The sequence below is a fragment of the Cupriavidus nantongensis genome, assembly GCF_041726985.1.
Taxonomy (GTDB): domain Bacteria; phylum Pseudomonadota; class Gammaproteobacteria; order Burkholderiales; family Burkholderiaceae; genus Cupriavidus; species Cupriavidus nantongensis_A.
This window is the reverse complement of record NZ_CP168303.1, coordinates 3,134,858-3,159,325: the sequence shown is the minus strand read 5'-3', so window position 1 is coordinate 3,159,325 and position 24,468 is coordinate 3,134,858. Positions and strand designations below refer to the sequence as shown.

22 protein-coding genes are annotated in these 24,468 nt (G+C 67.1%); 21 read left to right on the top strand and 1 reads right to left on the bottom strand.

The genetic code is table 11. From position 1 onward, the window contains the following. The first annotated feature begins 96 nt into the window (after positions 1-96). The 6 genes from ACEI37_RS25855 to ACEI37_RS25830 all read left to right on the top strand — a co-directional run bounded on the left by ACEI37_RS25855 (position 97) and on the right by ACEI37_RS25830 (position 10,518). Positions 97-774: a shikimate kinase gene (locus ACEI37_RS25855; RefSeq protein ID WP_373378703.1), complete on the top strand. Its 678-nt coding sequence runs from the start codon at positions 97-99 to the stop codon at positions 772-774. Then, positions 771-1,877, top strand: a complete 1,107-nt coding sequence (gene aroB, locus ACEI37_RS25850; RefSeq protein ID WP_373378702.1) for a 3-dehydroquinate synthase — start codon at positions 771-773, stop codon at positions 1,875-1,877. Before ACEI37_RS25855 ends, aroB begins: the two co-directional genes overlap by 4 nt. A gap of 48 nt (positions 1,878-1,925) precedes the next feature. Beyond that, a complete protein-coding gene (locus tag ACEI37_RS25845; RefSeq protein ID WP_018004915.1) occupies positions 1,926-3,068 on the top strand; it encodes a deoxyguanosinetriphosphate triphosphohydrolase in 1,143 nt (380 codons plus the stop codon). A 55-nt stretch (positions 3,069-3,123) separates the two neighbouring features. Continuing rightward, on the top strand, positions 3,124-3,843 hold the full coding sequence (locus ACEI37_RS25840; protein ID WP_373378701.1) for a transposase: 720 nt from the start codon (positions 3,124-3,126) through the stop codon (positions 3,841-3,843). Positions 3,844-4,228: 385 nt separating this feature from the next. Continuing rightward, positions 4,229-8,938: a glutamate synthase-related protein gene (locus tag ACEI37_RS25835; RefSeq protein ID WP_373380318.1), complete on the top strand. Its 4,710-nt coding sequence runs from the start codon at positions 4,229-4,231 to the stop codon at positions 8,936-8,938. 116 nt (positions 8,939-9,054) lie between these two features. Beyond that, complete coding sequence (locus tag ACEI37_RS25830) at positions 9,055-10,518, top strand: glutamate synthase subunit beta (protein ID WP_373378700.1); 1,464 nt, start codon at positions 9,055-9,057, stop codon at positions 10,516-10,518. A 74-nt stretch (positions 10,519-10,592) separates the two neighbouring features. Here ACEI37_RS25830 and ACEI37_RS25825 read toward each other — a convergent pair whose 3' ends face one another. Next, entirely contained in the window at positions 10,593-11,144 is a 552-nt protein-coding gene (locus tag ACEI37_RS25825) for a GNAT family N-acetyltransferase (protein ID WP_373378699.1), read from the bottom strand. A gap of 218 nt (positions 11,145-11,362) precedes the next feature. Between ACEI37_RS25825 and ACEI37_RS25820 the strand changes: the two genes are divergently transcribed. The 15 genes from ACEI37_RS25820 to hisB all read left to right on the top strand — a co-directional run bounded on the left by ACEI37_RS25820 (position 11,363) and on the right by hisB (position 24,462). After that, positions 11,363-12,451, top strand: a complete 1,089-nt coding sequence (locus tag ACEI37_RS25820) for a tripartite tricarboxylate transporter substrate binding protein (protein WP_373378698.1) — start codon at positions 11,363-11,365, stop codon at positions 12,449-12,451. Between the two features lie 178 nt (positions 12,452-12,629). Continuing rightward, on the top strand, positions 12,630-13,448 hold the full coding sequence (locus ACEI37_RS25815) for an ABC transporter ATP-binding protein (RefSeq protein WP_373378697.1): 819 nt from the start codon (positions 12,630-12,632) through the stop codon (positions 13,446-13,448). Between the two features lie 8 nt (positions 13,449-13,456). Continuing rightward, entirely contained in the window at positions 13,457-14,236 is a 780-nt protein-coding gene (gene mlaE, locus ACEI37_RS25810; protein WP_252679449.1) for a lipid asymmetry maintenance ABC transporter permease subunit MlaE, read from the top strand. Between the two features lie 84 nt (positions 14,237-14,320). Further along, the gene (mlaD, locus tag ACEI37_RS25805; protein ID WP_092317537.1) at positions 14,321-14,833 is read left to right on the top strand and encodes an outer membrane lipid asymmetry maintenance protein MlaD; all 513 of its coding nucleotides are present in this window, start codon (positions 14,321-14,323) and stop codon (positions 14,831-14,833) included. Then, entirely contained in the window at positions 14,830-15,744 is a 915-nt protein-coding gene (locus ACEI37_RS25800; RefSeq protein ID WP_373378696.1) for a VacJ family lipoprotein, read from the top strand. Before mlaD ends, ACEI37_RS25800 begins: the two co-directional genes overlap by 4 nt. A 197-nt stretch (positions 15,745-15,941) precedes the next feature. After that, positions 15,942-16,571, top strand: a complete 630-nt coding sequence (locus ACEI37_RS25795) for a phospholipid-binding protein MlaC (RefSeq protein WP_373378695.1) — start codon at positions 15,942-15,944, stop codon at positions 16,569-16,571. 148 nt (positions 16,572-16,719) lie between these two features. After that, positions 16,720-17,028, top strand: a complete 309-nt coding sequence (locus ACEI37_RS25790) for a lipid asymmetry maintenance protein MlaB (protein ID WP_373378694.1) — start codon at positions 16,720-16,722, stop codon at positions 17,026-17,028. A gap of 259 nt (positions 17,029-17,287) precedes the next feature. After that, entirely contained in the window at positions 17,288-18,238 is a 951-nt protein-coding gene (locus ACEI37_RS25785; protein ID WP_062801932.1) for an ABC transporter ATP-binding protein, read from the top strand. Next, positions 18,235-19,056 carry an ABC transporter permease gene (locus ACEI37_RS25780; RefSeq protein ID WP_373378693.1) on the top strand — a complete coding sequence of 274 codons (822 nt, stop codon included), beginning with the start codon at positions 18,235-18,237 and terminating at the stop codon, positions 19,054-19,056. The genes ACEI37_RS25785 and ACEI37_RS25780 overlap by 4 nt, the downstream gene beginning before the upstream one ends. Before the next feature lie 50 nt (positions 19,057-19,106). Continuing rightward, on the top strand, positions 19,107-19,355 hold the full coding sequence (locus ACEI37_RS25775; protein WP_062801931.1) for a BolA family protein: 249 nt from the start codon (positions 19,107-19,109) through the stop codon (positions 19,353-19,355). 73 nt (positions 19,356-19,428) lie between these two features. Beyond that, positions 19,429-20,679, top strand: a complete 1,251-nt coding sequence (murA, locus tag ACEI37_RS25770) for a UDP-N-acetylglucosamine 1-carboxyvinyltransferase (protein ID WP_373378692.1) — start codon at positions 19,429-19,431, stop codon at positions 20,677-20,679. 20 nt (positions 20,680-20,699) lie between these two features. Beyond that, complete coding sequence (gene hisG / locus ACEI37_RS25765; protein WP_373378691.1) at positions 20,700-21,374, top strand: ATP phosphoribosyltransferase; 675 nt, start codon at positions 20,700-20,702, stop codon at positions 21,372-21,374. Positions 21,375-21,406: 32 nt separating this feature from the next. After that, the gene (gene hisD / locus ACEI37_RS25760; protein ID WP_373378690.1) at positions 21,407-22,744 is read left to right on the top strand and encodes a histidinol dehydrogenase; all 1,338 of its coding nucleotides are present in this window, start codon (positions 21,407-21,409) and stop codon (positions 22,742-22,744) included. A 25-nt stretch (positions 22,745-22,769) separates the two neighbouring features. Beyond that, positions 22,770-23,870, top strand: a complete 1,101-nt coding sequence (gene hisC / locus ACEI37_RS25755) for a histidinol-phosphate transaminase (protein WP_373378689.1) — start codon at positions 22,770-22,772, stop codon at positions 23,868-23,870. A gap of 4 nt (positions 23,871-23,874) precedes the next feature. After that, complete coding sequence (hisB, locus tag ACEI37_RS25750) at positions 23,875-24,462, top strand: imidazoleglycerol-phosphate dehydratase HisB (RefSeq protein ID WP_013958203.1); 588 nt, start codon at positions 23,875-23,877, stop codon at positions 24,460-24,462. The last annotated feature ends 6 nt before the right edge of the window (positions 24,463-24,468 follow it).

Sequence of the window (24,468 nt, the reverse complement as noted above, 5' to 3'; positions counted from 1 at the left end):
ATTCGGCACTTGCCGGCCGCGCCACAACATAAGAAGATGATGCAGTTCCCAACCGGGGAGGACGGCCCGCATGCCGCGCTCCCGAACCACAGTCCCGTGACAGCTTCAGCGACAGGGCCGGCGGCGCAGCGCCAGGCGCAGGATCGGCGCGAAGCCGAACGACGATCCGATGCCGACCGCCCGGAATCCGATCGACCCAACCTCTTTTTCGTCGGCCTGATGGGCGCCGGCAAGACCACCGTGGGCCGCACGGTGGCGCGGCGCCTGCACTATCCGTTTTTCGATTCCGACCACGAGCTGGAGGCGCACTGCGGCGTGCGCATCCCGGTGATCTTCGAACTCGAGGGCGAGGCAGGCTTCCGCGACCGCGAGGCCGCGATGATCCGCGAACTGGCGCAGCGCCAGGGCATCGTGCTGGCCACCGGCGGCGGCGCGGTGCTGCGCGCCGAGAACCGCGAGGTGCTGAAGGCCCGCGGCACGGTCGTGTACCTGCGCGCCAGCCCGCACGACCTGTGGCTGCGCACCCGGCACGACCGCAACCGGCCGCTGCTGCAGACCGAGGACCCCAAGGGCAAGCTCGAGGCGCTGTACGCCGAGCGCGACCCGCTGTACCGCGAAGTCGCCGACTTCATCATCGAAACCGGCAAGCCCTCGGTGGCGCAGCTTGCTAATATGGTGTTGATGCAACTTGAAATGGCCGGTTTCCGGATCGATCCGCCGGCGCCCCCGCCCGCGGGCGATGCCGGGCCGCCGGCGCAGGACCCCAATCCATGATTACCCTTGAAGTCGACCTGGGCGAGCGCAGCTACCCCATCCATATCGGCACCGGGCTGCTCGACAACGCCGAGCTGCTGCGCCCGCATGTGCGCGGCCAGCACGCCGTCATCGTCACCAACGAAACCGTCGGTCCGCTCTATGCGGCGCGCGTCGAGGCCGCGCTGGCAGCGCTGGGCAAGACCGTGCGCACCGTGACGCTGCCTGACGGCGAGGCCTTCAAGCACTGGGAAACGCTGAACCGCATCTTCGACGCGCTGCTGCAGGCCGGCGCCGACCGCAAGACCACGCTGGTGGCGCTGGGCGGCGGCGTGGTCGGCGACATGACCGGGTTTGCCGCCGCCTGCTACATGCGCGGCGTGCCGTTCATCCAGATGCCGACCACGCTGCTGGCGCAGGTCGATTCGTCGGTGGGCGGCAAGACCGGCATCAACCACCCGCTGGGCAAGAACATGATCGGCGCGTTCCACCAGCCCAACGCGGTGATCGCAGACATCGACACGCTGCGCACGCTGCCGCCGCGCGAGCTGGCCGCCGGCATGGCCGAGGTGATCAAGCACGGCGCCATTGCCGACGCCGATTACTTCGCCTGGATCGAGCGCAACATCCAGGCGCTGAACGCCTGCGACCCGGAGCTGATGGCAGTTGCCGTGCAGCGCTCGTGCGAGATCAAGGCGGGCGTGGTGGCGCAGGACGAGCGCGAGGGCGGGCTGCGTGCCATCCTCAATTTCGGCCATACCTTCGGCCACGCGATCGAGGCCGGCATGGGCTACGGCGCCTGGCTGCACGGCGAAGCGGTGGGCTGCGGCATGGTGATGGCCGCGGACCTGTCGCACCGGCTCGGCTTTATCGATATCGAGACGCTGGCGCGCGTGCGCACGCTGACGCAGGCGGCGATGCTGCCGGTGGTGGCGCCGGAACTGGGCGCCGAGCGCTATATCGAACTGATGAAGGTCGACAAGAAGGCCGAGGCCGGCAGCATCAAGTTCATCCTGCTGAAGAAGCTCGGCGAGGCGTTCATCACCAGCGTGCCGGACGCGGATCTGCGCGCGACGCTGGCCCACGCCGTCCTGAAACCTCCCACCGGGGCACCGGTCGCCTGACCGATCGGTTATGCCTCGCCACCCCGACCCAGCCACCGGACGCGCTGCATGACCGACTTTGAAAGCCACCTCGCCCCGTACGCCGCCCGCTCCGCGCAGACGCGCGGGCGCGTGCATGCCGAACCCGCGTCGCTGTCGCGCAGCGAATTCCAGCGCGACCGCGATCGCGTGATCCACAGCACGGCGTTCCGGCGGCTCGAGTACAAGACCCAGGTCTTCGTCAACCATGAGGGCGACCTGTTCCGCACGCGGCTGACGCACAGCCTGGAGGTGGCGCAGATCGCCCGCTCGATCGCACGCAACCTGCGCCTGAACGAGGACCTGGTCGAGGCGATCTCGCTGGCGCACGACCTTGGCCACACGCCCTTCGGCCACGCCGGGCAGGACGCGCTGAACCAGTGCATGAAGAACCACGGCGGCTTCGAGCACAACCTGCAGAGCCTGCTGGTGGTGGACGAGCTGGAAGAGCGCTACGGCGGCTTCAACGGCCTGAACCTGACCTTCGAGACGCGCGAGGGCATCCTCAAGCATTGCTCGCGCGTCAATGCCTCGGCGCTGGGCGAGCTGGGCCGGCGCTTCCTCGAAGGCACGCAACCATCGCTGGAGGCCCAGCTGGCCAACCTCGCCGACGAGATCGCCTACAACAACCACGATATCGACGATGGCCTGCGCTCCGGACTGCTGACGCTGGAACAGCTCGACGAGGTGCCGATGTGGGGCCGCCACCGGGCCGAGGTGGCCGAAGCCTTCCCCGGCATCAATGGCCGCCGCGCCATCAACGAGACGGTCCGGCGCATGATCAACACGCTGATCGTCGACCTGATCGAAACCACCAGCCGCAATATCGCCGACGCCAACCCGCGCAATATCGACGCGGTGCGCGCCGCCGGCCCGCTGGTCGGCTTCAGTGCGCAGATCCACGAGGAAGCCGCGGCGCTCAAGCGCTTCCTGTTCCGGCACCTGTATCGGCATTACCTGGTGATGCGGATGTCGGCCAAGGCCCAGCGCATCGTCGGCGACCTGTTCCAGGCCTTCATGTCCGATCCGCGCCTGCTGCCGCCGCAGTACCAGGCCAGCCATGGCGGCGACCAGTCGCGGCTGATCGCCCATTACATTGCCGGCATGACTGACCGCTACGCCATCCGCGAGCATCGCCGCATCTTCGCGGTCAGCGAGGGCACCGCGCCCTGAAAATTAGGGACGGATCAGGCTATGATGCGGGCATCGCAGCCCGCACGACCCTGTCATGGCCCGCCTTCCCCGTTTTTCCCCCACCGGACTGCCCGCGCTGGTGTTGCAGCGCGGCAACAATCGCCATCCCGTCTTCCTGGGCCCCGACGACTATCTGCATTACCTCGATTGCCTGCGCATGGCCGCGCGCGAGCACGACCTCGCCGTCCACGCCTATGCGCTGCGGCCCAATCACGTGCATCTGGTGGCAACGCCGAAAAGTGAGGACGCGCTTAGCCTGACCATGCAGGCGGTCGGGCGGCGCTACGCGCGCTACTTCAATCGCGTCGCGGGCCGCACCGGCACCTTGTGGGAGGGGCGCTTCCGTTCCGCCGTGTTCGATCCGGCCCAGTGGCTGCTGCCGGCCATGCTCTACGTCGAGGGCAATGCGGTGCGCGCAGGGGAGGTCAACACCCCCGAGGCCGACCGTTGGAGCAGTTACCGCCACCACGCCGGCATCGAGGCCAGTCCCTTTGTCAGCGACCACGCCGCCTACTGGGAACTGGGCAACACCCCGTTCGAACGGCAATCGAACTACCGGATGCTCAGCGCGGAAGGCCTGTCCAGCAAGACCCTGGAGACGTTGCGCGCCCATGCGCATAGCGGTTGGCCGCTCGGAGGCGACGCGTTCCTGGCGCAGCTGGAGAGACATGGTTCAAGACGCGTCCAGCCCTTGCCGAAAGGTCGCCCCAAAAAGGTGCAAACGACATCGGAAAATGCGGCAAAAACGTCATAAAAATCATGTGTCCCCATTTAATTGGTTCACCGAAACGGTGCGTTATTTAATGTAATCCGACCCCATTTAATTTTTTTGCGAGGCGAAGGCGATTCCCATATAGTTGCTCCACCCACAGTCATTGTGCGGCGCGTCACGCTCGTGTACGCCGCTGCGGCCCGCAGACAGCTTCGTCCCCATTTCCCTTCCCGCCGGTCCACCGGTTTGGGTGGATTTCAGAAAGCGCGGTCCCCGTTCCGGTAGTCCAGCAGTTCGCGCAGCCTTCACCGGAATTCAGCCCGTGGACCAAATGAAGAACCTTTCGGCCCAAGCGCAGACCAGCGAGCAAATCAGCGAGTCTTCCACCGCCACAGACCTGCAAGCCCTGCGTCCGCAGGCGCAAGGCATGTACGACCCGAGCAACGAGCATGACGCCTGCGGCGTCGGCATGGTCGCGCATATCAAGGGCAAGAAGTCGCACGAGATCATTTCCCAGGGCCTGAAGATCCTGGAGAACCTGGACCACCGCGGCGCCGTCGGCGCCGACCCGCTGATGGGCGACGGTGCCGGCATCCTGATCCAGATCCCGGACCAGTTCTATCGCGAGGAAATGGCGGCACAGGGCGTGAGCCTGCCGCCCGCCGGCGAGTACGGCGTGGGCATGATCTTCCTGCCGAAGGAACACGCCTCGCGCCTGGCTTGCGAGCAAGAGCTGGAGCGCACGGTCCGCCTGGAAGGCCAGGTCGTGCTGGGCTGGCGCGACGTGCCGGTCGACGCCGCCATGCCGATGTCCCCGACGGTGCGCAAGACCGAGCCGGTGATCCGCCAGATCTTCATCGGTCGCGGCCGCGACATCATGACCACGGACGCGCTGGAACGTAAGCTCTACGTCATCCGCAAGACCGCCAGCCACGCCATCCAGGCACTCAAGCTCAAGCACGGCAAGGAATACTTCGTGCCGTCGATGTCGGCCCGTACCGTGGTGTACAAGGGCCTGCTGCTGGCCAATCAGGTCGGCGAATACTACCTGGACCTGCAGGACCAGCGCGCCGTGTCGGCCCTGGCCCTGGTGCACCAGCGCTTCTCGACCAACACCTTCCCGGCCTGGGAGCTGGCCCACCCGTACCGCATGGTCGCCCACAACGGCGAAATCAACACGGTCAAGGGCAACGTCAACTGGATCAACGCGCGTACCGGGGCGATCTCGTCGCCGGTGCTGGGCGACGACCTGCCCAAGCTGTGGCCGCTGATCTACCCGGGCCAGTCCGACACGGCATCGTTCGACAACTGCCTCGAACTGCTGACGATGGCCGGCTACCCGCTGGTCCACGCGATGATGATGATGATCCCGGAAGCGTGGGAGCAGCACACGCTGATGGACGACAACCGTCGCGCCTTCTACGAGTACCACGCCGCCATGATGGAGCCGTGGGACGGCCCGGCCGCGATCTGCTTCACCGATGGACGCCAGATCGGCGCCACGCTGGACCGCAACGGCCTGCGCCCGGCACGCTTCTACGTGACCGAGGACGACGTCGTGGTGCTGGCCTCGGAAGCCGGCGTGCTGCCGTTCCCCGAGTCGCGCATCGTGCAGAAGTGGCGCCTGCAGCCCGGCAAGATGTTCCTGATCGACATGGAGCAGGGCCGCATCATCGACGACAAGGAGCTCAAGGACAACCTGGCCAACGCCAAGCCGTACAAGAGCTGGATCGACGCCGTGCGCATCAAGCTGGACGAGATCGATGCCAAGCCGGAAGACGTCGCCGCCGAGAAGAAGCCCGTGGCCAAGCTGCTGGACCGCCAGCAGGCCTTCGGCTACACCCAGGAAGACGTCAAGTTCCTGATGGCGCCGATGGCGCTGGCCGGCGAAGAAGCCACCGGCTCGATGGGCAATGACTCGCCGCTGGCGATCCTGTCGTCGAAGAACAAGACGCTGTACCACTACTTCAAGCAGCTGTTCGCCCAGGTCACCAACCCGCCGATCGACCCGATCCGCGAGAACATGGTGATGTCGCTGGTGTCGTTCATCGGCCCGAAGCCGAACCTGCTCGAGCTGAACAACATCAACCCGCCGATGCGCCTCGAAGTGTCCCAGCCGGTGCTGGACTTCAAGGACATCGCCAAGATCCGCAACATCGAGCACTACACCGGCGGCAAGTTCCGTTCGTACGAACTGAACATCTGCTACCCGACCGCATGGGGCAAGGAAGGCATCGAAGCGCGCCTGGCCTCGCTGTGCGCCGAAGCCGTGGATGCGGTGCGTTCGGGCTACAACATCCTGATCGTGACCGACCGCCCGGTCGATGCCGACCATGTCGCCATCCCGGCGCTGCTGGCCACGTCCGCGATTCACCACCACCTGGTGGAGAAGGGCCTGCGCACGTCGACCGGCCTGGTGGTCGAGACCGGCACCGCGCGTGAAGTGCACCACTTCGCGCTGCTGGCCGGCTACGGCGCCGAAGCTGTGCATCCGTACCTGGCGATGGAAACCCTGGCCGACATGGCCAGCGGCCTGTCGGGCGACCTGTCGCCGGAAAAGGCGGTCAAGAACTTCGTCAAGGCGATCGGCAAGGGCCTGTTCAAGGTGATGTCCAAGATGGGCATCTCGACCTACATGTCGTACACCGGCGCGCAGATCTTCGAGGCCATCGGCCTGTCGCGCGAGCTGGTGCAGAAGTACTTCCACGGCACGCCGTCGAACGTCGAGGGCATCGGCATCTTCGAGGTCGCCGAGGAAGCGCTGCGCCTGCACAAGGACGCCTTCGGCAACAGCCCGGTGCTGGAAAACATGCTCGACGCCGGCGGCGAGTACGCCTTCCGCATCCGCGGTGAAGAGCACATGTGGACCCCGGACTCGATCGCCAAGCTGCAGCACTCGGTGCGCGCCGACGACGGCAAGGGCGCCTACCAGACGTACAAGGAATACGCCAACATCATCAACGACCAGAGCAAGCGCCACATGACGCTGCGCGGCCTGTTCGAGTTCAAGGTCGATCCGGCCAAGGCGATTCCGCTGGAAGAAGTCGAGCCCGCCAAGGAGATCGTCAAGCGCTTCGCCACCGGTGCGATGTCGCTCGGCTCGATCTCGACCGAGGCCCACACCACGCTGGCGCTGGCGATGAACCGCATCGGCGGCAAGTCCAACACCGGCGAAGGCGGCGAGGACGAGAAGCGCTACCGCAACGAACTGCGCGGCATCCCCATCAAGCAGGGCGATACGCTCAAGGGTGTGCTCGGCGACGGCGTAATCGAGAAGGACCTGGAGTTGCAGGCCGGCGACTCGCTGCGCTCGAAGATCAAGCAGGTGGCGTCGGGCCGTTTCGGCGTGACCGCCGAATACCTGGCCTCGGCCGACCAGATCCAGATCAAGATGGCGCAGGGCGCCAAGCCGGGCGAAGGCGGCCAGCTGCCGGGCCACAAGGTCTCGGACTACATCGGCAAGCTGCGTTACTCGGTGCCGGGCGTGGGCCTGATCTCGCCGCCCCCGCACCACGACATCTACTCGATCGAGGATCTGGCACAGCTGATCCACGACCTGAAGAACGTCAACCCGTCGTCGGATATCTCGGTCAAGCTGGTGTCCGAAGTGGGCGTCGGCACGGTGGCCGCGGGCGTGTCCAAGGCCAAGGCCGACCACGTCGTGATCGCCGGCCATGACGGCGGCACCGGCGCCTCGCCGTGGTCGTCGATCAAGCACGCCGGCACGCCGTGGGAGCTGGGCCTGGCCGAGACCCAGCAGACGCTGCTGCTCAACGGCCTGCGCAACCGCATCCGCGTGCAGGCCGACGGCCAGATGAAGACCGGCCGCGACGTCGTCATCGGCGCGCTGCTGGGCGCCGACGAGTTCGGCTTCGCCACGGCGCCGCTGGTGGCCGAGGGCTGCATCATGATGCGCAAGTGCCACCTGAACACCTGCCCGGTGGGCGTGGCCACGCAGGATCCGCAGCTGCGCAAGAAGTTCCAGGGCAAGCCCGAGCACGTGGTCAACTTCTTCTTCTTCGTTGCCGAAGAAGCCCGCGAGATCATGGCCCAGCTGGGCATCCGCACCTTCGACGAGCTGATCGGCCGCGCCGACCTGCTCGACACCAAGGCCGGCATCGAGCACTGGAAGGCGCGCGGCCTGGATTTCAGCCGCATCTTCCACCAGGTCTCGCTGGGCGCGGACGTGCCGCTGTACCACACCGACGTGCAGGACCACGGCCTGTCGGCCGAGGCCGGCAAGGCGCTCGACCACGTGCTGATCGCCAAGGCCCGTCCGGCGATCGAGAAGGGCGAGCGCGTCTCGTTCATCCAGCCGGTCAAGAACGTCAACCGTACCGTCGGCGCGATGCTGTCGGGCGTGGTGGCCAAGCAGTACGGCCATGAAGGCCTGCCCGACGACACCATCCACATCCAGCTGCAAGGCACCGCCGGCCAGTCGTTCGGCGCGTTCCTGGCGCACGGCATCACGCTGGACCTGGTTGGCGACGGCAACGACTACGTCGGCAAGGGCCTGTCGGGCGGCCGCGTGATCGTGCGCGCCCCGCACGAGTTCCGCGGCGATCCGACCCGCAACATCATCGTCGGCAACACCGTGCTGTACGGTGCCATCGCCGGTGAAGCGTTCTTCAACGGCGTCGCCGGCGAGCGCTTCGCGGTGCGCAACTCGGGCGCCGTGGCAGTGGTGGAAGGTACCGGCGACCACGGTTGCGAGTACATGACGGGCGGCACGGTGGTGGTGCTGGGCGGCACCGGGCGCAACTTCGCGGCTGGCATGTCGGGCGGCGTGGCCTACGTTTACGACGAGGACGGCCTGTTCGACAAGCGCTGCAACACCTCGATGGTGGCGCTGGAAGCGGTGCTGGCCTCGGCCGACCAGGAGAAGGGCCAGCCCCAGTCTTCCTGGCACAAGGTCGACGGCAAGCGCGTGCTGGATGAAGTCATCCTGCGCAACCTGATCGAGCAGCACTTCCGCTACACCGGTTCCGAGCGCGCCAAGGCGCTGCTGGCCGACTGGACCACGGCACGCCGCAAGTTCGTCAAGGTCTTCCCGACCGAGTACAAGCGCGCGCTGGGCGAGATGTACGCCAAGGAACAGGCCGCCCGCGACAGCGACCGCGAAGCCATCGCGGCCTGAGCGCGGCACCAACGACGCAAGGGCCGCGGCAAGCCGTCGCGGTCCCGACAAGATACTGACCCCACCGCAGGGCCGGCGACGCCGCCGGCCTCGCGCAGCATGACCAAGGACGCAACATGGGTAAGGCGACTGGCTTTCTCGAATTTCCGCGCCAGAATGAGGGCTACGAACCGGTAGTCAAGCGCGTGAAGCACTACAAGGAATTCGTGTTCGCGCTGTCCGACAGCGAAGCGAAGCTCCAGGGTGCGCGCTGCATGGACTGCGGCATCCCGTTCTGCAACAACGGCTGCCCGGTCAACAACATCATCCCCGACTTCAACGACCTGGTGTACCGCCAGGACTGGAAGTCGGCGATCGAGGTGCTGCACCAGACCAACAACTTCCCCGAGTTCACCGGCCGCATCTGCCCGGCACCGTGCGAAGCCGCCTGCACGCTGGGCATCAACGAGCTGCCGGTGGGCATCAAGTCGCTCGAGCACGCCATCATCGACAAGGCCTGGGAAGAGGGCTGGGTCAAGCCTCAGCTGCCGCGCCACAAGACCGGCAAGACCGTCGCCGTGGTCGGCTCCGGCCCCGCCGGCATGGCCGCCGCGCAGCAGCTGGCACGCGCCGGCCATGACGTGACCGTGTTCGAGAAGAATGACCGCATCGGCGGCCTGCTGCGCTACGGCATCCCCGACTTCAAGATGGAGAAGTCGCTGATCGACCGCCGCATGGAACAGATGCAGGCCGAAGGCGTGACCTTCCGCCCCGGCGTGATGGTGACCGACGGCGAACTGCCGGCCGGCATCAAGAACTATGCGCGCGAAACCATCTCGGCCCAGGCCCTGATGGAACAGTTCGACGCCGTGGTGCTGGCGGGCGGCTCGGAAGTGCCGCGCGACCTGCCGGTGCCGGGTCGCGACCTGGCCGGCATCCACTTCGCGCTGGAATTCCTGATCCCGCAGAACAAGGAAGTGGCCGGCGACGGCGCCAACGAGATCCGCGCCGAGGGCAAGAACGTGATCGTGATCGGCGGCGGCGATACCGGCTCTGACTGCGTCGGCACGTCCAACCGCCACGGCGCCACCTCGGTGACCCAGTTCGAACTGTTGCCGCAGCCGCCGGAAGAAGAGAACAAGCCGCTGGTGTGGCCGTACTGGCCGATCAAGCTGCGCACCTCGTCGTCGCACGACGAAGGCTGCGAGCGCGACTGGTCGGTCGCCACCAAGGAATTCATCGGCGAGAACGGCATGGTCACCGCGCTGAAGGCCTGCCGCGTCGAATGGAAGGACGGCCGCATGCAGGAAGTGGAAGGCAGCGAGTTCATCCTGCCGGCCGACCTGGTGCTGCTGGCGATGGGCTTTACCAACCCGGTGGGCTCGATGCTGGAAGCCTTCGGCGTCGACACCGACGCGCGCAAGAACGCCAAGGCCTCGACCGAAGGCGAGCGCGCCTACCACACCAACGTGCCCAAGGTGTTCGCCGCCGGCGACGTGCGCCGCGGCCAGTCGCTGGTGGTGTGGGCGATCCGCGAAGGCCGCCAGGCCGCGCGTTCGGTCGATGCGTTCCTGATGGGGCATAGCGACCTGCCGCGCTGAGCCGGCGTCAGCGCCGCAACGAAGCCCGCCTGGTGCAAGCCGGCGGGCTTTTTTTTGTCTGCGCGATGGCGGCGTCAGCCGCCCGGCGGTTTCTCCAGCGTCCGCTCCATCAGCACCGCGCTGGCGCCGTATGCGGCGAGCTTGCCGGCGTGCCGCGCGACCATTTGCGCCGGCACCGGGGCGTACCCGAGCCTGCGCCACCACGGCGCCGCCGATTGCACCGCGATCAGCCGCGAGCGCCGCAGCCCGGCGGCGTGCGCGGCCGCCTGCGCCGCCGCGTACAGGCGCGGCGCCAGCCCGGCACCGCGGCCGGCCGGCGCCACGGCCATGTCGTGCACGAACCAGGTCAGGGTGTCCGGGGCGGCATGCGGGCGCCAGCCATTGTCGAGCACGCCGTCCAGCGGCGGCAAGCTGTCTTCGGGCCAGGCGTGAGTAAACAGGTAGGCGGCGAGGGTGCCGCGCTGCGCGGGCTCGTGCGCGACCCAGCAGGTGGCCGGCGATAGCGCCAGCCGGCTGGCCAGCGCTGATTCGCCTTCGAGCAGTAGCTCGGTATAGCAGCTGGCCTGCACCGCCAGCACGGCCGGCAGGTCGGACAAGACCATGGGCCGCACGGTGAAATATGTCATCGGCGGATTATAGCGGCGCCCCCGGCGCCCCTCTCGCAGGCGCATTTGGCAAGGCGCAGCAAGGCCTTCAGGGTTCTCCCGGCTATGGTTTACGTGCCTGTGGCGGCTCCGACATTGTCCTTACAATTTTCAAAAACAAATAACGGAAACTGCCTCGCCAATCCTTTTTCCCCAGAACCAGTTTGCCGTCTCCTCAGGAGACGGGCCGGAGGAAAACGATGTCCGAAGTGCGCAATTTGTCGCGACTTTGGCGAGGTAAAGCGAAAATCGCGCCGCGCCTGTCCGCGGCCGCTGCCCGGCACTGGCTCCCACCCGTGCTGTGCCTGGTCGCCCTGGGATGTGCCACGCTGGCGTTCGCCGTGCCAGCCGTGCCCGCGCATGCCGGCACCCAGCCGCTTGCGCGCAGCATGTCGTTCCCCGATCACCCGATGCGCCTGATCGTGCCGTTCCCGGCCGGCGGCGTCGCCGACGCCGTGGCGCGGATGCTGGCCGAGCGCCTGTCGGCCAGGCTCGGCGTGCCGGTCGAGGTCGACAACCGTCCCGGCAGCGCCGGTACCATTGCCGGCGATGTCGTCGCCAAGGCCAGCTCCGACGGCCATACGCTGCTGTTCCACCAGGCCAACATGCTGATCCAGCCGGGGCTGGAGCCGGTGCCCTACGACGTCGTGCGCGATTTCACGCCGGTGGCGCGCGTCGCCACCACGCCGCTGTTCCTGGTGATCGACGCGCGCCTGCCGATGCGCACCCCGGAACAATGGATGACGGCGGTGAAGTCGAGTCCGGGTTCCTACAGCTACGGCTATGGCCAGCCCGGCAGCCCTTCGCACCTGTACGCCGAATACGCGGTGCGCGGCCTGCGCGGCGGCGTGCCGCTGGTCACGGCCAAGGGCGAGTCCGCGGTGGTGCAGGAGATGCTGGCCGGCCGCATCAGCGCCTGTTTCTGTTCGTTCGCGGCAGTTCAGAGCCAGGTCAAGAACGGCGGGCTGCGGCTGGTTGGCGTGACCGGCGTGGCGCGTTCCCCGTTGGCGCCGCTGGTGCCGACGCTGCAGGAATCCGGGCAGGACGGCTACGCCGCGGCGGCCTGGTTTGGCGTGATGGCGCCGGCCAAGACGCCACGCGCCATCGTGGCGCGGCTGGCGGGTGAGCTCGACGGCGTGATGGCCGAACGCGAAGTGCGCTCGCGCCTGCAGGCCGCCGGCCTGACGCCGCTGCGCGACTCGCCGGAGGCGTTCGCCACCGCGATCCGCTCGGAATCGATCCAATGGCAGGTCATTCTGAAGGACGTGCCGATCGCGCAGGAGCCCTGAGCGGCACTGTGGCGTGGCGGGAGACTGGCCGGTTTCCAGCGGAAACTGGCCGGCTTGCCTACCGCATAGGAGAATTCTGAGGCACCACAGGCACGCTTCATGTGGCGCGGGACACACGGGTGCCAGCAGGGCTAGGTAGTACACCTTATAATGCGCCCCTGTCCCGACCGGTGCCAACGTGACCGATTCTGCTCAAAACCTTGTCGAACTGACTGCGGTGGATTTCGCCTATGCGGACCACGGCAAGCCGATCCTGTCCGGCCTGACCATGCAATTCCCGCGCGGCAAGGTGATCGCGGTGATGGGCGGATCGGGCTGCGGCAAGACCACGGTGCTGCGGTTGATCGGCGGCCAGGTGCGGCCGCAGGCGGGCGCGGTGCGCTTTGCCGGCACCGACATCCACCAGCTCGACACCGCCGGCCTGTACGCCGTGCGCCGCCAGATGGGCATGCTGTTCCAGTTCGGCGCGCTGTTTACCGACCTGTCGGTGTTCGACAATGTCGCCTTCCCGCTGCGCGAGCACACCGACCTGCCCGAGTCGATGATCCGCGACCTGGTGCTGATGAAGCTCAACGCGGTCGGCCTGCGTGGCGCGCGCGAGCTGATGCCGTCGCAGATCTCCGGGGGCATGGCGCGGCGCGTGGCGCTGGCGCGCGCAATCGCGCTGGATCCGGCGCTGCTGATGTATGACGAGCCCTTCGCCGGCCTGGATCCGATCTCGCTGGGGCTGACCGCGCGGCTGATCCGCAGCCTCAACGACGCGCTCGGCGCCACCACCATCATCGTCTCGCACGACGTGCACGAGACCTTCCAGATCGCCGACTACGTCTATTTCATTGCCGACGGCCGCATCGCCGCCGAAGGCACGCCCGAGGCCCTGCGCGCCTCCACCGATCCGTTCGTGCACCAGTTCGTCCACGCCGAGGCCGACGGCCCGGTGCCGTTCCATTACGCCGGACCGTCGCTGGCCGAGGATTTCGTCGGAGTGGCGCGATGACCGGCTTCCTGACGGGCTTCTTCAGCGCCATCGGCGCGGCCGTGCGCCGCAGCATTGCCGGGCTGGGCCATGCCACGCGCATGTTCCTGGCGGTGCTGGCGCTGTCCCCTGCGCTGCTGCGCCGCTTCCGGCTGGTGACCGACCAGGTCTTCTTTGTCGGCAACCTGTCGCTGGTGATCATCGCGGTGTCGGGCCTGTTCGTCGGCTTCGTGCTGGGGCTGCAGGGCTACTACACGCTCAACCGCTACGGCTCCGAGCAGGCGCTCGGGCTGCTGGTGGCGCTGTCGCTGGTGCGCGAACTGGGCCCGGTGGTGACCGCGCTGCTGTTCGCCGGCCGTGCCGGCACGTCGCTGACCGCCGAGATCGGCCTGATGAAGGCGGGCGAGCAGCTCACGGCGATGGAAATGATGGCGGTGAACCCGCTGCAGCGCGTGGTCGCACCGCGCTTCTGGGCGGGCGTGATCGCCATGCCGGTGCTGGCCGCGATCTTCAGCGCGGTGGGCATCCTGGGCGGCTACGTGGTCGGTGTGCAGCTGATCGGCGTCGACGCCGGTGCCTTCTGGTCCCAGATGCAGGGCGGCGTCGATGTGCGTGCCGACGTGCTCAATGGCGTCATCAAGAGCTTTATCTTTGGCATCGCGGTGACGTTCATTGCGCTGTACCAGGGGTTCGAGGCCAAGCCCACGCCGGAAGGCGTCTCGCGCGCGACCACCCGCACCGTGGTGATCGCGTCGCTGGCGGTGCTGGGGCTGGATTTCCTGCTGACGGCGCTGATGTTCAGCAATTGAGGCGGATGCCCGCCGCAACGATGCGGGCGCTACGATAACAAGACGGCAGCGACAGACACTACGGGGTTGAAGAAAGAGATTCCAATGAAAAAGAACACACTCGATTTCTGGGTGGGGCTGTTTGTGGCGGCAGGGTTCGTCGCCTTGCTCTTCCTGGCCCTCAAGGCGGGAAACATGAGCGCCTTCAGCTTCCAGGACACCTATAGCGTGCAGGCCCGCTTCGACAATATCGGCGGGCTCAAGCCGCGCGCGCCGGTCAAGAGCGCGGGCGTGGTGGTCGGCCGGGTCGCGGCGATCCGCTTTGACGACAAGACCTACCAGGCTACCGTCGAGATGAGCCTGGAGACCCGCTACCAGTTTCCCAAGGACACCTCGGCCAAGATCCTGACCTCGGGCCTGCTGGGCGAGCAGTACATCGGCCTCGAAGCAGGCGGCGACACCGCCATGCTGGCCAACGGCGCGCGCATCACCATGACGCAGTCCGCGGTGGTGCTCGAAAACCTGATCGGGCAGTTCCTGTACAACAAGGCCGCCGATGCCGGCGGCGGCTCGTCCCCCGGCGCCAGTGCGCCGGCCCCGGCTGGAGATCTCAAGTGAACGCCGCCCGCCCCATCCGCAACCTGCTGGCCACGGCCGCCGCCGCCGCGGCGCTTGCCGGTTGCGCCACCGGCCCCACCGCCAACCCGAAAGACCCGCTCGAGCCGTTCAACCGCGAAGTCTCGAAGATCAACGAGGATTTCGACAAGGGCATCATGCGCCCGGTGGCCGAACTCTATGCCGACTACATGCCGACGCCGGTACAGCGCGCGGTGGAGAACTTCTTCTCCAATGTCAGCGATGTCTATTCGGCGGTGAACAACCTGCTGCAGGGCAAGCCGACGCGCGCGGCCGAAGACACCATGCGCGTGGCGATGAACACCGTGCTGGGCATCGGCGGCCTGATCGACATCGCCACCCCGGCCGGCCTGCCCAAGTACAAGGAAGACTTCGGCCAGACGCTGGGCGTGTGGGGCGTGCCGGCCGGCCCGTACCTGGTGCTGCCGCTCTTCGGCCCGAGCACCTTCCGCGACACCGCCGGCATGCTGGTCGACCGCCAGGCCGATCCGTCGGCGTACTTCTACCCGGTTTCGCTGCGCAATTCGCTGGTCGGGGTGCGCATCGTCGCCGGCCGCGCCCAGTTGCTGGGGGCGAGCAACCTGCTGGAGCAGGCGGCGCTGGACAAGTATTCGTTTCTGCGTGACTCCTACCTGCAGCGGCGCCAGTACCTGATCTACGACGGCAATCCGCCGGGTGCCGAAGACGAAGCAGAAACCGAAGGCGCTGCGCCGGCCCCGGCCGCGACGGACGCCGGTACTGCGCCGGCACCGGCTCCGGCCGCTGATGGCGCTTCGGCCCCCGCCGCCGAGCCGCCCAAGCCGGGTGCCGCGGGCGAGACCCAGCCGGAGGGCCAGAGCATGCCGCTGCCGCCGGTGCTGCCGGGCGGCCTGCCGGGTGTACGCTTCCGTTGAGGCGGTGAAGGTGTCATGACGCTGTGAATGCGCTGTGACCGCTGAAACAAATTGTTTGTAGGTGGCGTCCAGTGCGCTTTTGATGGCAACGCGCGCGACGCCGCTATGTTCCAATCCGCAAGGACCCGTGGCCTTCCAGCCGCGTATCGACGCGCAGGCGCGGGTCACGACCTCTTTGATAAAGAAGGAAATCTCACATGCTCAAGCGACTGTTGCTCCCCCTCCTGACGGCGGTTGCCTTCGCGGGGACCGCGCAGGCCCAGGTATCGGCTCAGGACGCGGCCACCCCGGACGGGCTGGTCAAGGCCGTGGTCAATGACGTGATGTCGACCGTCAAGTCCGACAAGGACATGCAGGCCGGCAATATCGGCAACATCACCGCACTGGTCGAACAGAAGATCATCCCCAACGCCAACTTCCAGAAGACCACGCAGATCGCCATGGGCCGCAACTGGTCCAAGGCTACGCCCGAGCAGCAGAAGCAGATCACCGAGGAGTTCAAGACCTTGCTGATCCGCACCTATGCCGGCGCCATCGCGCAGATCCGCGACCAGACCGTGCAATACCGCCCGTACCGCGGCACCGCCGACGATACCGATGCCACTATCCGCACCCAGGTGATCAACAAGGGTGAGCCGATCCAGATGGACTACCGCCTGGAAAAGACTGCGCAGGGCTGGAAGGTCTATGACATCAACGTGCTGGGCGCATGGCTGACCGAGGCCTACAAGGGCAGCTTCAACACCATCGTCGGCCAGCAGGGCGTCGAGGGCGTGATCAAGACGCTGCAGGACCGCAACCGCCAGCTCGCCAACGCCAAGAGCTGACAGGGCATGCCCGCGGTGCGCCGCTGCAATGCAGCACGGCGCGCTGAAGTTGCACTACAATGGCCGTTCGCGATACAGGCTCCCGCTCCGCGCGGGAGTCTTCGTTTTCAGATCCCTTTCTCCTTTTCGCATCCAGGCCACTGACGCCATGCTTTCGCCGGGTAACTCGCTGACCAACCAGAATGCCGCCGCGGTGCTGCGCGACGGGCTGGCACGCGTGGCGCATGGCGACGTCGAAGTGGACTGCACCGGCCTGGCGCAGGTGGACTCCTCGGCCGTCGCCGTGCTGCTGGCATGGCATCGGGCTGCCGTGGCGCGCGGCCAGGCGCTGGTGCTGCGCGGCGTGCCGGCGCAGCTGGCGCAACTGGCAGGCCTTTACGGCGTCGACGGCCTTCTCGGCCTGGCGGGCGCGGCAGCGGCCGCCGCCATCCAACCGGCACACCATCACCGACATTGATCCGGCATCGCCGGTCGCCAGCCTGGCGGCCGCACGCGATGCCGCGGCGACCGCTGGCGCGGCCGTCGAGCCCCCGGGGCGGATCCGGCGCGGATCAAGCGGGACCGACCCCGCATCCCCTATAATTCCGGGTTGTTCGCCCATCCCCCCGCCTGTTGCCGGCCCGATCCATGCCGGACCAGGATACCCGGGCACGCTTTGCTCCCCATTTCCTGGCGGCCAGCCCTGAAAGAGCCGGACCCGCCACAAACAATCGGCCATGAAAGCCATTGAAATCCACGACGTTCGCAAGCGCTACCGCAACCTGCAGGCGCTCAAGGGCGTCAGCTTCACCGTCGAACGCGGCGAATTCTTCGGCCTGCTCGGGCCCAATGGCGCCGGCAAGACCACGCTGATCTCGATCCTCGCCGGCCTGAACCGGGCCGATTCCGGCCGCGTCAGTGTGCTGGGGCACGATGTCGTCGCCGATTACCGGATGGCGCGGCGTATGCTGGGCGTGGTGCCGCAGGAGCTGGTGTTCGATCCGTTCTTCACGGTGCGCGAGACGCTGCGGCTGCAGTCAGGCTATTTCGGCCTGACACGCAACGACGACTGGATCGACGAAATCATGGCCAACCTGGACCTGACCGGGAAAGCCGATGCCAATATGCGCCAGCTGTCCGGCGGCATGAAGCGGCGCGTGCTGGTGGCGCAGGCGCTGGTGCACCGCCCGCCGGTGATCGTGCTCGACGAGCCCACCGCCGGCGTCGATGTTGAGTTGCGACAAACGCTGTGGAAGTTCATCTCGCGCCTGAACCGCGAAGGGCACACCATCATCCTGACCACGCATTACCTCGAAGAGGCCGAGGCCCTGTGCGACCGCATCGCCATGCTCAAGTTCGGCGAAGTAGTGGCGCTGGACCGCACCAGCAACCTGCTGACACAGTTTGCCGGGCTGCAGCTGGTGCTGACCTTCGCGCGCGGCAGCCTGCCGGCCGCGCTGGAGCCGCTGCGCATGCCGGCCAACCCCGGCGAGCGCGCGGTGCGGCTGCGGCTGTCGGGCTACCAGGCGGTCGAACCGATCCTGGCCGCCTGCCGCGAAGCGGGCTGTGACATCGAAGACATGGAAATCAACAAGGCCGACCTCGAGGACGTATTCGTGCAGATCATGCGCCGCGAGGGGCATATGCCCGGCGCGCTGCCCGACCCGGCGATGGAGGCCGCGGCATGAAGCAGCCTGGCGACATCGAAATCCTCGACGACACCCGCCTCGGCCCGATGGCCGTCGGCGGCCTGGTGGGCTTCCGCACGCTGCTGTACAAGGAAGTGCTGCGCTTCTGGAAGGTGAGCTTCCAGACCGTGGCCGCGCCGGTGCTGACCGCGGTGCTGTACCTGCTGATCTTCGGCCATGTGCTGGAAGACCGGGTCAAGGTCTATGACCAGATCAGCTACACCGCCTTCCTGGTGCCCGGGCTGGTGATGATGAGCGTGCTGCAGAACGCGTTCGCCAACAGTTCCTCGTCGCTGATCCAATCCAAGATCACCGGCAACATGGTGTTCGTGCTGCTGCCGCCGCTGTCGCACTGGGAGATGTTCGGCGCCTACGTGGTGGCTTCGGTGATCCGCGGCCTGACCGTCGGCCTGGGCGTGCTGCTGGTGACGGCGTGGTTCGCCAACCTGCATTTCGCCAACGTCGGCTGGATCCTGGTGTTCGCGCTGCTGGGTGCGGGCATCCTGGGCACGCTCGGCCTGATCGCCGGCATCTGGGCCGAGAAGTTCGACCAGCTCGCCGCGTTCCAGAACTTCCTGATCATGCCGGCGACCTTCCTGTCCGGCGTGTTCTATTCGATCCATTCGCTGCCGGCCTTCTGGCAGGCGGTGTCCCATGCCAATCCGTTCTTCTACATGATCGATGGCTTCCGCTATGGCTTCTTCGGCGTCTCGGACGTGTCGCCGCTGTTCAGCCTGGCGGTGGTCGGATCGGCGTTCGTGGTGCTGGCCGCGCTGGCGCTGCGCCTGTTGAAGTCCGGATACAAGCTGCGCCACTGAGCGGCGCCCGGCCCTGTTGAATCAAGCTGAATCACGCTGAAGAGAACCCCATGCTGCCTACACCGGAACAAGTCAGGGACTACATTGCCCAAGGACTGCCCTGCGAACATCTGCAAGTCGAGGGCGATGGCCAGCATTTCTTTGCCACCATCGTCAGCAACGAATTCGAAGGCAAGCGGCTGATCCAGCGCCACCAGCGTGTCTACGCGGCGCTGGGCGACCGCATGCGCGCCGAGATCCATGCGCTGTCGATGAAGACCCTGACGCCCGCGGAGTGGCAGGCGGGCGAGGGCAAGTAAGAACCGTGCGCCGCGCTGGCGCGCGGCTCCAGAACAATGATGCCGGGCGCGTGCCCGGAGCAAACCATAGAACATGGACAAATTCCAGATTCACGGCAACGGCCCGCTCAAGGGTGAAATCCGCGTCTCGGGCGCCAAGAACGCCGCCCTGCCGATCCTGTGCGCGGGCCTGCTGACGGCCGATACCGTCGCGCTGGACAACGTGCCCAACCTGCAGGACGTGCGCACCACGCTCAAGCTGCTGCGCCTGATGGGGATGCAGGCCGATTTCGACGGCGCGCGCGTGACCCTGAACGGCGCCGACGTCAATGTGCTTGAGGCCCCGTACGAGCTGGTCAAGACCATGCGCGCCTCGATCCTGGTGCTGGGCCCGCTGGTGGCGCGCTTTGGCGAGGCCCGCGTGTCGCTGCCGGGCGGCTGCGGCATCGGCGCGCGGCCGGTGGACCAGCACATCAAGGGCCTGCAGGCGATGGGCGCCGAGATCACCATCGAGCATGGCTTTATCCATGCCCGCGCGAAACGCCTGAAGGGCGCGCGCGTGGTCACCGACATGATCACCGTCACCGGCACCGAGAACCTGCTGATGGCGGCGACGCTGGCCGAAGGCGAGACCGTGCTGGAAAACGCCGCGCGCGAGCCCGAGGTGACCGACCTGGCCCAGCTGCTGGTCAAAATGGGCGCGAAGATCGACGGCATCGGCACCGACCGCCTGGTAGTGCATGGGGTCGAGCGCCTGCATGGCGCCAGCCACAGCGTCATCGCCGACCGCATCGAGGCCGGCACCTTCCTGTGCGCGGCGGCCGCGACGCTGGGCGACCTGGTGCTGCGCGGCGTGCAGCCCGAGATCCTCGATACCGTGCTCGACAAGCTGCGCGAAGCCGGCGCCAACATCGAGACTGGCGCCGACTGGATCCGCCTGGCGATGCCGCACCGCGCCCGCGCGGTGAGCTTCCGTACCTCCGAGTACCCGGCCTTCCCGACCGACATGCAGGCCCAGTTCATGGCCCTGAACGCGGTGGCCGAAGGCACCGCGCGCGTGACCGAGACCATCTTCGAAAACCGCTTCATGCACGTGCAGGAGCTGAACCGCCTGGGCGCCGACATCACCGTCGAGGGCAATACCGCGGTGGTCAACGGCGTGCCGCGCCTGTCGGGCGCCAACGTGATGGCGACCGACCTGCGCGCGTCGGCCAGCCTGGTGATCGCCGGCCTGGTGGCCGACGGCGAAACCGTAATCGACCGCATCTACCACCTGGACCGCGGCTACGACCGCATGGAAGACAAGCTGTCGGCAGTGGGCGCGAAGATCCGCCGCATTGCCTGAGCACCAAGGACTGAAGCCCGATGAGCCCCGCTTTCAACGCATCGCCCAACCAGCTGACGCTGGCGCTGTCCAAGGGCCGCATCTTCACCGAGACGCTGCCGCTGCTGGAAGCAGCCGGCATCCGCGTCACCGAGGATCCCGAGACCTCGCGCAAGCTGATCCTGCCGACTTCCGATCCGGCGGTGCGCGTGGTGATCGTGCGCGCCTCGGACGTGCCGACCTACGTGCAGTACGGCGCGGCCGACTTCGGCGTGGCCGGCAAGGACGTGCTGATGGAAAGCGGCATGGCCGGCCTGTACGCGCCGATCGATCTCAACATCGCGCGCTGCCGCATGTCGGTGGCGGTGCCGGCCGGGTTTGACTACGCCAATGCCGTGCGCCAGGGCGCGCGCCTGGCGGTGGCCACCAAGTATGTGCAGACCGCGCGCGAACATTTTGCGAAAAAGGGCGTTCACGTCGACCTGATCAAGCTGTACGGTTCGATGGAGCTGGGCCCGCTGGTGGGCCTGTCCGACGCCATCGTCGACCTGGTCAGCACCGGCAGCACGCTGCGCGCCAACAATCTTGTGGAAGTGGAAGAGATCGTGCAGATCTCGTCGCGGCTGGTGGTGAACCAGGCCGCGCTCAAACTCAAGCGCGAGCGGCTGGCACCGATCCTCGACGCCTTCGAACGCGCTTCAGCGGCGCTGGCCTGAGGCCGGGTCGCCGCCTGACAGGAACAGAAGTCATGAACCCAACCGAAATGGAAAGCCTGCCGATCCGCCGGCTCGATTCCAGCGAGCCGGGCTTTGCCGAGGCGCTGCGCCAGGTGCTGGCCTTCGAGGCTGGCGAGGACGAGGCCATCGATCGCGCCGCCGCGCAGATCCTGGCCGATGTGAAGTCGCGCGGCGATGCCGCGGTGCTGGAATACACGCGCCGCTTCGACCGCGTCGAGGCCGCGTCGATGGGCGCGCTCGAGGTGTCGCAGCAGCAGCTGGAGGCCGCGCTCGAAGACCTCGAGCCCAAGCGCCGGGCGGCGCTGGAGGCGGCTGCCGCGCGCGTGCGTGCCTACCACGAGAAGCAGAAGATCGAATGCGGCAGCCACAGCTGGGAATACACCGAGGCCGACGGCACCATGCTGGGCCAGAAGGTGACGCCGCTGGACCGCGTCGGCATCTACGTGCCGGGCGGCAAGGCCGCCTACCCGTCGTCGGTGCTGATGAATGCGATCCCCGCGCGCGTGGCAGGCGTCAAGGAAATCATCATGGTCGTGCCCACGCCCGGCGGCGTGCGCAATGAGCTGGTGCTGGCCGCGGCGCAGATCGCCGGCGTCGATCGCGTGTTCACCATCGGCGGGGCCCAGGCGGTCGGCGCGCTCGCCTACGGCACCGCGACGCTGCCGCAAGTCGACAAGATCGTCGGCCCCGGCAACGCCTACGTGGCCGCGGCCAAGCGCCGCGTGTTCGGCACCGTCGGCATCGACATGATCGCCGGGCCGTCCGAGATCCTGGTGATCTGCGACGGCACCACCGACCCCGACTGGGTGGCGATGGATCTGTTCTCGCAGGCCGAGCACGACGAACTGGCGCAGTCGATTCTGCTGTGCCCGGATTCGGACTACATCGCCCGCGTCGAAGCCAGCATCCAGCGCCAGCTTGGCACCATGCCGCGCCGCGACGTGATTGCCGCGTCGATCTCCGGCCGCGGTGCGCTGATCAAGGTGCGCGACATGGAAGAGGCCTGCGAGATCGCCAATGCGATCGCGCCGGAACACCTCGAGATCTCGGCCGAGAACCCGCGCCAGTGGAGCGAGAAGATCCGCCACGCCGGCGCCATCTTCCTGGGCCGCTACACCAGCGAGTCGCTGGGCGACTACTGCGCCGGCCCTAATCACGTGCTGCCGACCTCGCGCACCGCGCGCTTCTCGTCGCCGCTGGGCGTCTATGACTTCCAGAAGCGCTCGAGCCTGATCGAGGTCAGCGAGGGCGGCGCGCAGATGCTGGGCCAGATCGCCGCCGAACTGGCCTATGGCGAAGGGCTGCAGGCCCACGCCCGCAGCGCGGAATACCGTTTCAAGCGTAGCTAACCCCTGACCCCACACTGGAGCTTCCATGTCAGCCGTAGAGCCCTCCCTGATCGAACGCATCATCCGTGACGACGTGCGCGCCATGGGCGCCTACCACGTGCCGGATTCGCACGGTCTGGTCAAGCTCGACGCGATGGAGAACCCGTACCGCCTCCCTCCCGCGCTGCGCCAGCAACTGGCCGAGCGCCTGGGCGAGGTGGCGCTGAACCGCTACCCGGTGCCGAGCAGCGAAGCGCTGCGCGCCGCGCTCAAGCGCGTGATGCAGGTGCCGGCCGGCATGGACGTGCTGCTCGGCAACGGCTCGGACGAGCTCATCAGCATGCTGGCGCTGGCCGCGGCCAGGCCGGGCGCGAAGGTGATGGCGCCGGTGCCGGGCTTTGTCATGTACGCGATGTCCGCGCAGTTTGCCGGCCTGCAGTTCGTCGGCGTGCCGCTGCGCGACGACTTCACGCTCGACCGCGCCGCGATGCTGGCGGCGATGGCCGCGCAGCAGCCCGCCATCATCTACCTGGCCTACCCGAACAACCCCACCGGCAACCTGTTCGACGCTGCCGACATGGAGGCCATCATCCGGGCCGCGCAGGGCGAGGTCTGCAACAGCCTGGTGGTGGTCGACGAGGCCTACCAGCCGTTCGCCCAGCACAGCTGGATGCCGCGCCTGACTGACTTCGGCAACCTGCTGGTGATGCGCACCGTATCGAAGCTCGGCCTGGCCGGCATCCGCCTGGGCTACCTGGCCGGCGCGCCGGAATGGCTGTCGCAGCTGGATAAGGTGCGCCCGCCCTACAACGTCAACGTGCTGACCGAGGCCGCCGCGCTGTTCGCGCTCGAGCATGTGGCGGTGCTGGACGAACAGGCCGCGCAACTGCGTGCCGAACGCACCCGCGTGGCCGACGGCATGGCCGCGCAGCCGGGCGTCACCGTGTTCCCCAGCGCGGCCAACTTCCTGCTGGTGCGCGTGCCGGATGCCGCACAGACCTTCGAGCGGCTGCTGGCGCGGAAGGTATTGATCAAGAACGTGAGTAAAATGCACCCGTTGCTGGCCAATTGTCTGCGCGTCACGGTCAGCACGCCCGAAGAAAACGCGCAGTTCCTTGAGGCATTCGCAGCTTCGCTGCAGGATTAACACCATGCGTGTTGCAGAGGTCACCCGCAATACTTCGGAAACGCAGATTCGCGTTTCCCTGAATCTCGACGGCAGCGGCCGCCAGAAACTGGCGTCGGGCGTGCCGTTCCTCGACCACATGCTGGACCAGATCGCCCGGCATGGCATGTTCGACCTGGAGGTCGAAGCCACTGGCGACACGCATATCGACGACCACCATACGGTGGAAGACGTGGGCATCACGCTCGGGCAGGCGGTGGCCAAGGCCATCGGCGACAAGAAGGGCATCACCCGCTACGGCCACAGCTACGTGCCGCTGGATGAATGCCTGTCGCGCGTGGTGATCGATTTCTCCGGCCGCCCGGGTCTGGAGTTCCACGTTCCGTTCACGCGTGCACGCGTGGGCAGCTTCGACGTGGACCTGACCATCGAGTTCTTCCGCGGCTTCGTCAACCATGCCGGCGTGACCCTGCATATCGACAACCTGCGCGGCATCAACGCCCATCACCAGTGCGAGACCGTGTTCAAGGCCTTCGGCCGGGCGCTGCGCATGGCGGTGGAGCTGGACCCGCGCGCGGCCAACACCATCCCGTCGACCAAGGGTACGCTCTGAGCTTGC

Excerpts from the sequence above, each read along its gene's own strand:
- ACEI37_RS25845 (WP_018004915.1), top strand. The coding sequence starts at position 1,926 with ATGACCGACTTTGAAAGCCACCTCGCCCCGTACGCCGCCCGCTCCGCG.
- ACEI37_RS25795 (WP_373378695.1), top strand. The coding sequence starts at position 15,942 with ATGCTCAAGCGACTGTTGCTCCCCCTCCTGACGGCGGTTGCCTTCGCG.
- ACEI37_RS25785 (WP_062801932.1), top strand. The coding sequence starts at position 17,288 with ATGAAAGCCATTGAAATCCACGACGTTCGCAAGCGCTACCGCAACCTG.
- hisG (WP_373378691.1), top strand. The coding sequence starts at position 20,700 with ATGAGCCCCGCTTTCAACGCATCGCCCAACCAGCTGACGCTGGCGCTG.
- ACEI37_RS25830 (WP_373378700.1), top strand. The coding sequence starts at position 9,055 with ATGGGTAAGGCGACTGGCTTTCTCGAATTTCCGCGCCAGAATGAGGGC.
- ACEI37_RS25780 (WP_373378693.1), top strand. The coding sequence starts at position 18,235 with ATGAAGCAGCCTGGCGACATCGAAATCCTCGACGACACCCGCCTCGGC.
- hisB (WP_013958203.1), top strand. The coding sequence starts at position 23,875 with ATGCGTGTTGCAGAGGTCACCCGCAATACTTCGGAAACGCAGATTCGC.
- hisC (WP_373378689.1), top strand. The coding sequence starts at position 22,770 with ATGTCAGCCGTAGAGCCCTCCCTGATCGAACGCATCATCCGTGACGAC.
- ACEI37_RS25775 (WP_062801931.1), top strand. The coding sequence starts at position 19,107 with ATGCTGCCTACACCGGAACAAGTCAGGGACTACATTGCCCAAGGACTG.
- ACEI37_RS25835 (WP_373380318.1), top strand. The coding sequence starts at position 4,229 with ATGTACGACCCGAGCAACGAGCATGACGCCTGCGGCGTCGGCATGGTC.
- ACEI37_RS25840 (WP_373378701.1), top strand. The coding sequence starts at position 3,124 with ATGGCCCGCCTTCCCCGTTTTTCCCCCACCGGACTGCCCGCGCTGGTG.
- mlaD (WP_092317537.1), top strand. The coding sequence starts at position 14,321 with ATGAAAAAGAACACACTCGATTTCTGGGTGGGGCTGTTTGTGGCGGCA.
- ACEI37_RS25790 (WP_373378694.1), top strand. The coding sequence starts at position 16,720 with ATGCTTTCGCCGGGTAACTCGCTGACCAACCAGAATGCCGCCGCGGTG.
- ACEI37_RS25820 (WP_373378698.1), top strand. The coding sequence starts at position 11,363 with ATGTCCGAAGTGCGCAATTTGTCGCGACTTTGGCGAGGTAAAGCGAAA.
- hisD (WP_373378690.1), top strand. The coding sequence starts at position 21,407 with ATGAACCCAACCGAAATGGAAAGCCTGCCGATCCGCCGGCTCGATTCC.
- ACEI37_RS25825 (WP_373378699.1), bottom strand. The coding sequence starts at position 11,144 with ATGACATATTTCACCGTGCGGCCCATGGTCTTGTCCGACCTGCCGGCC.
- aroB (WP_373378702.1), top strand. The coding sequence starts at position 771 with ATGATTACCCTTGAAGTCGACCTGGGCGAGCGCAGCTACCCCATCCAT.
- murA (WP_373378692.1), top strand. The coding sequence starts at position 19,429 with ATGGACAAATTCCAGATTCACGGCAACGGCCCGCTCAAGGGTGAAATC.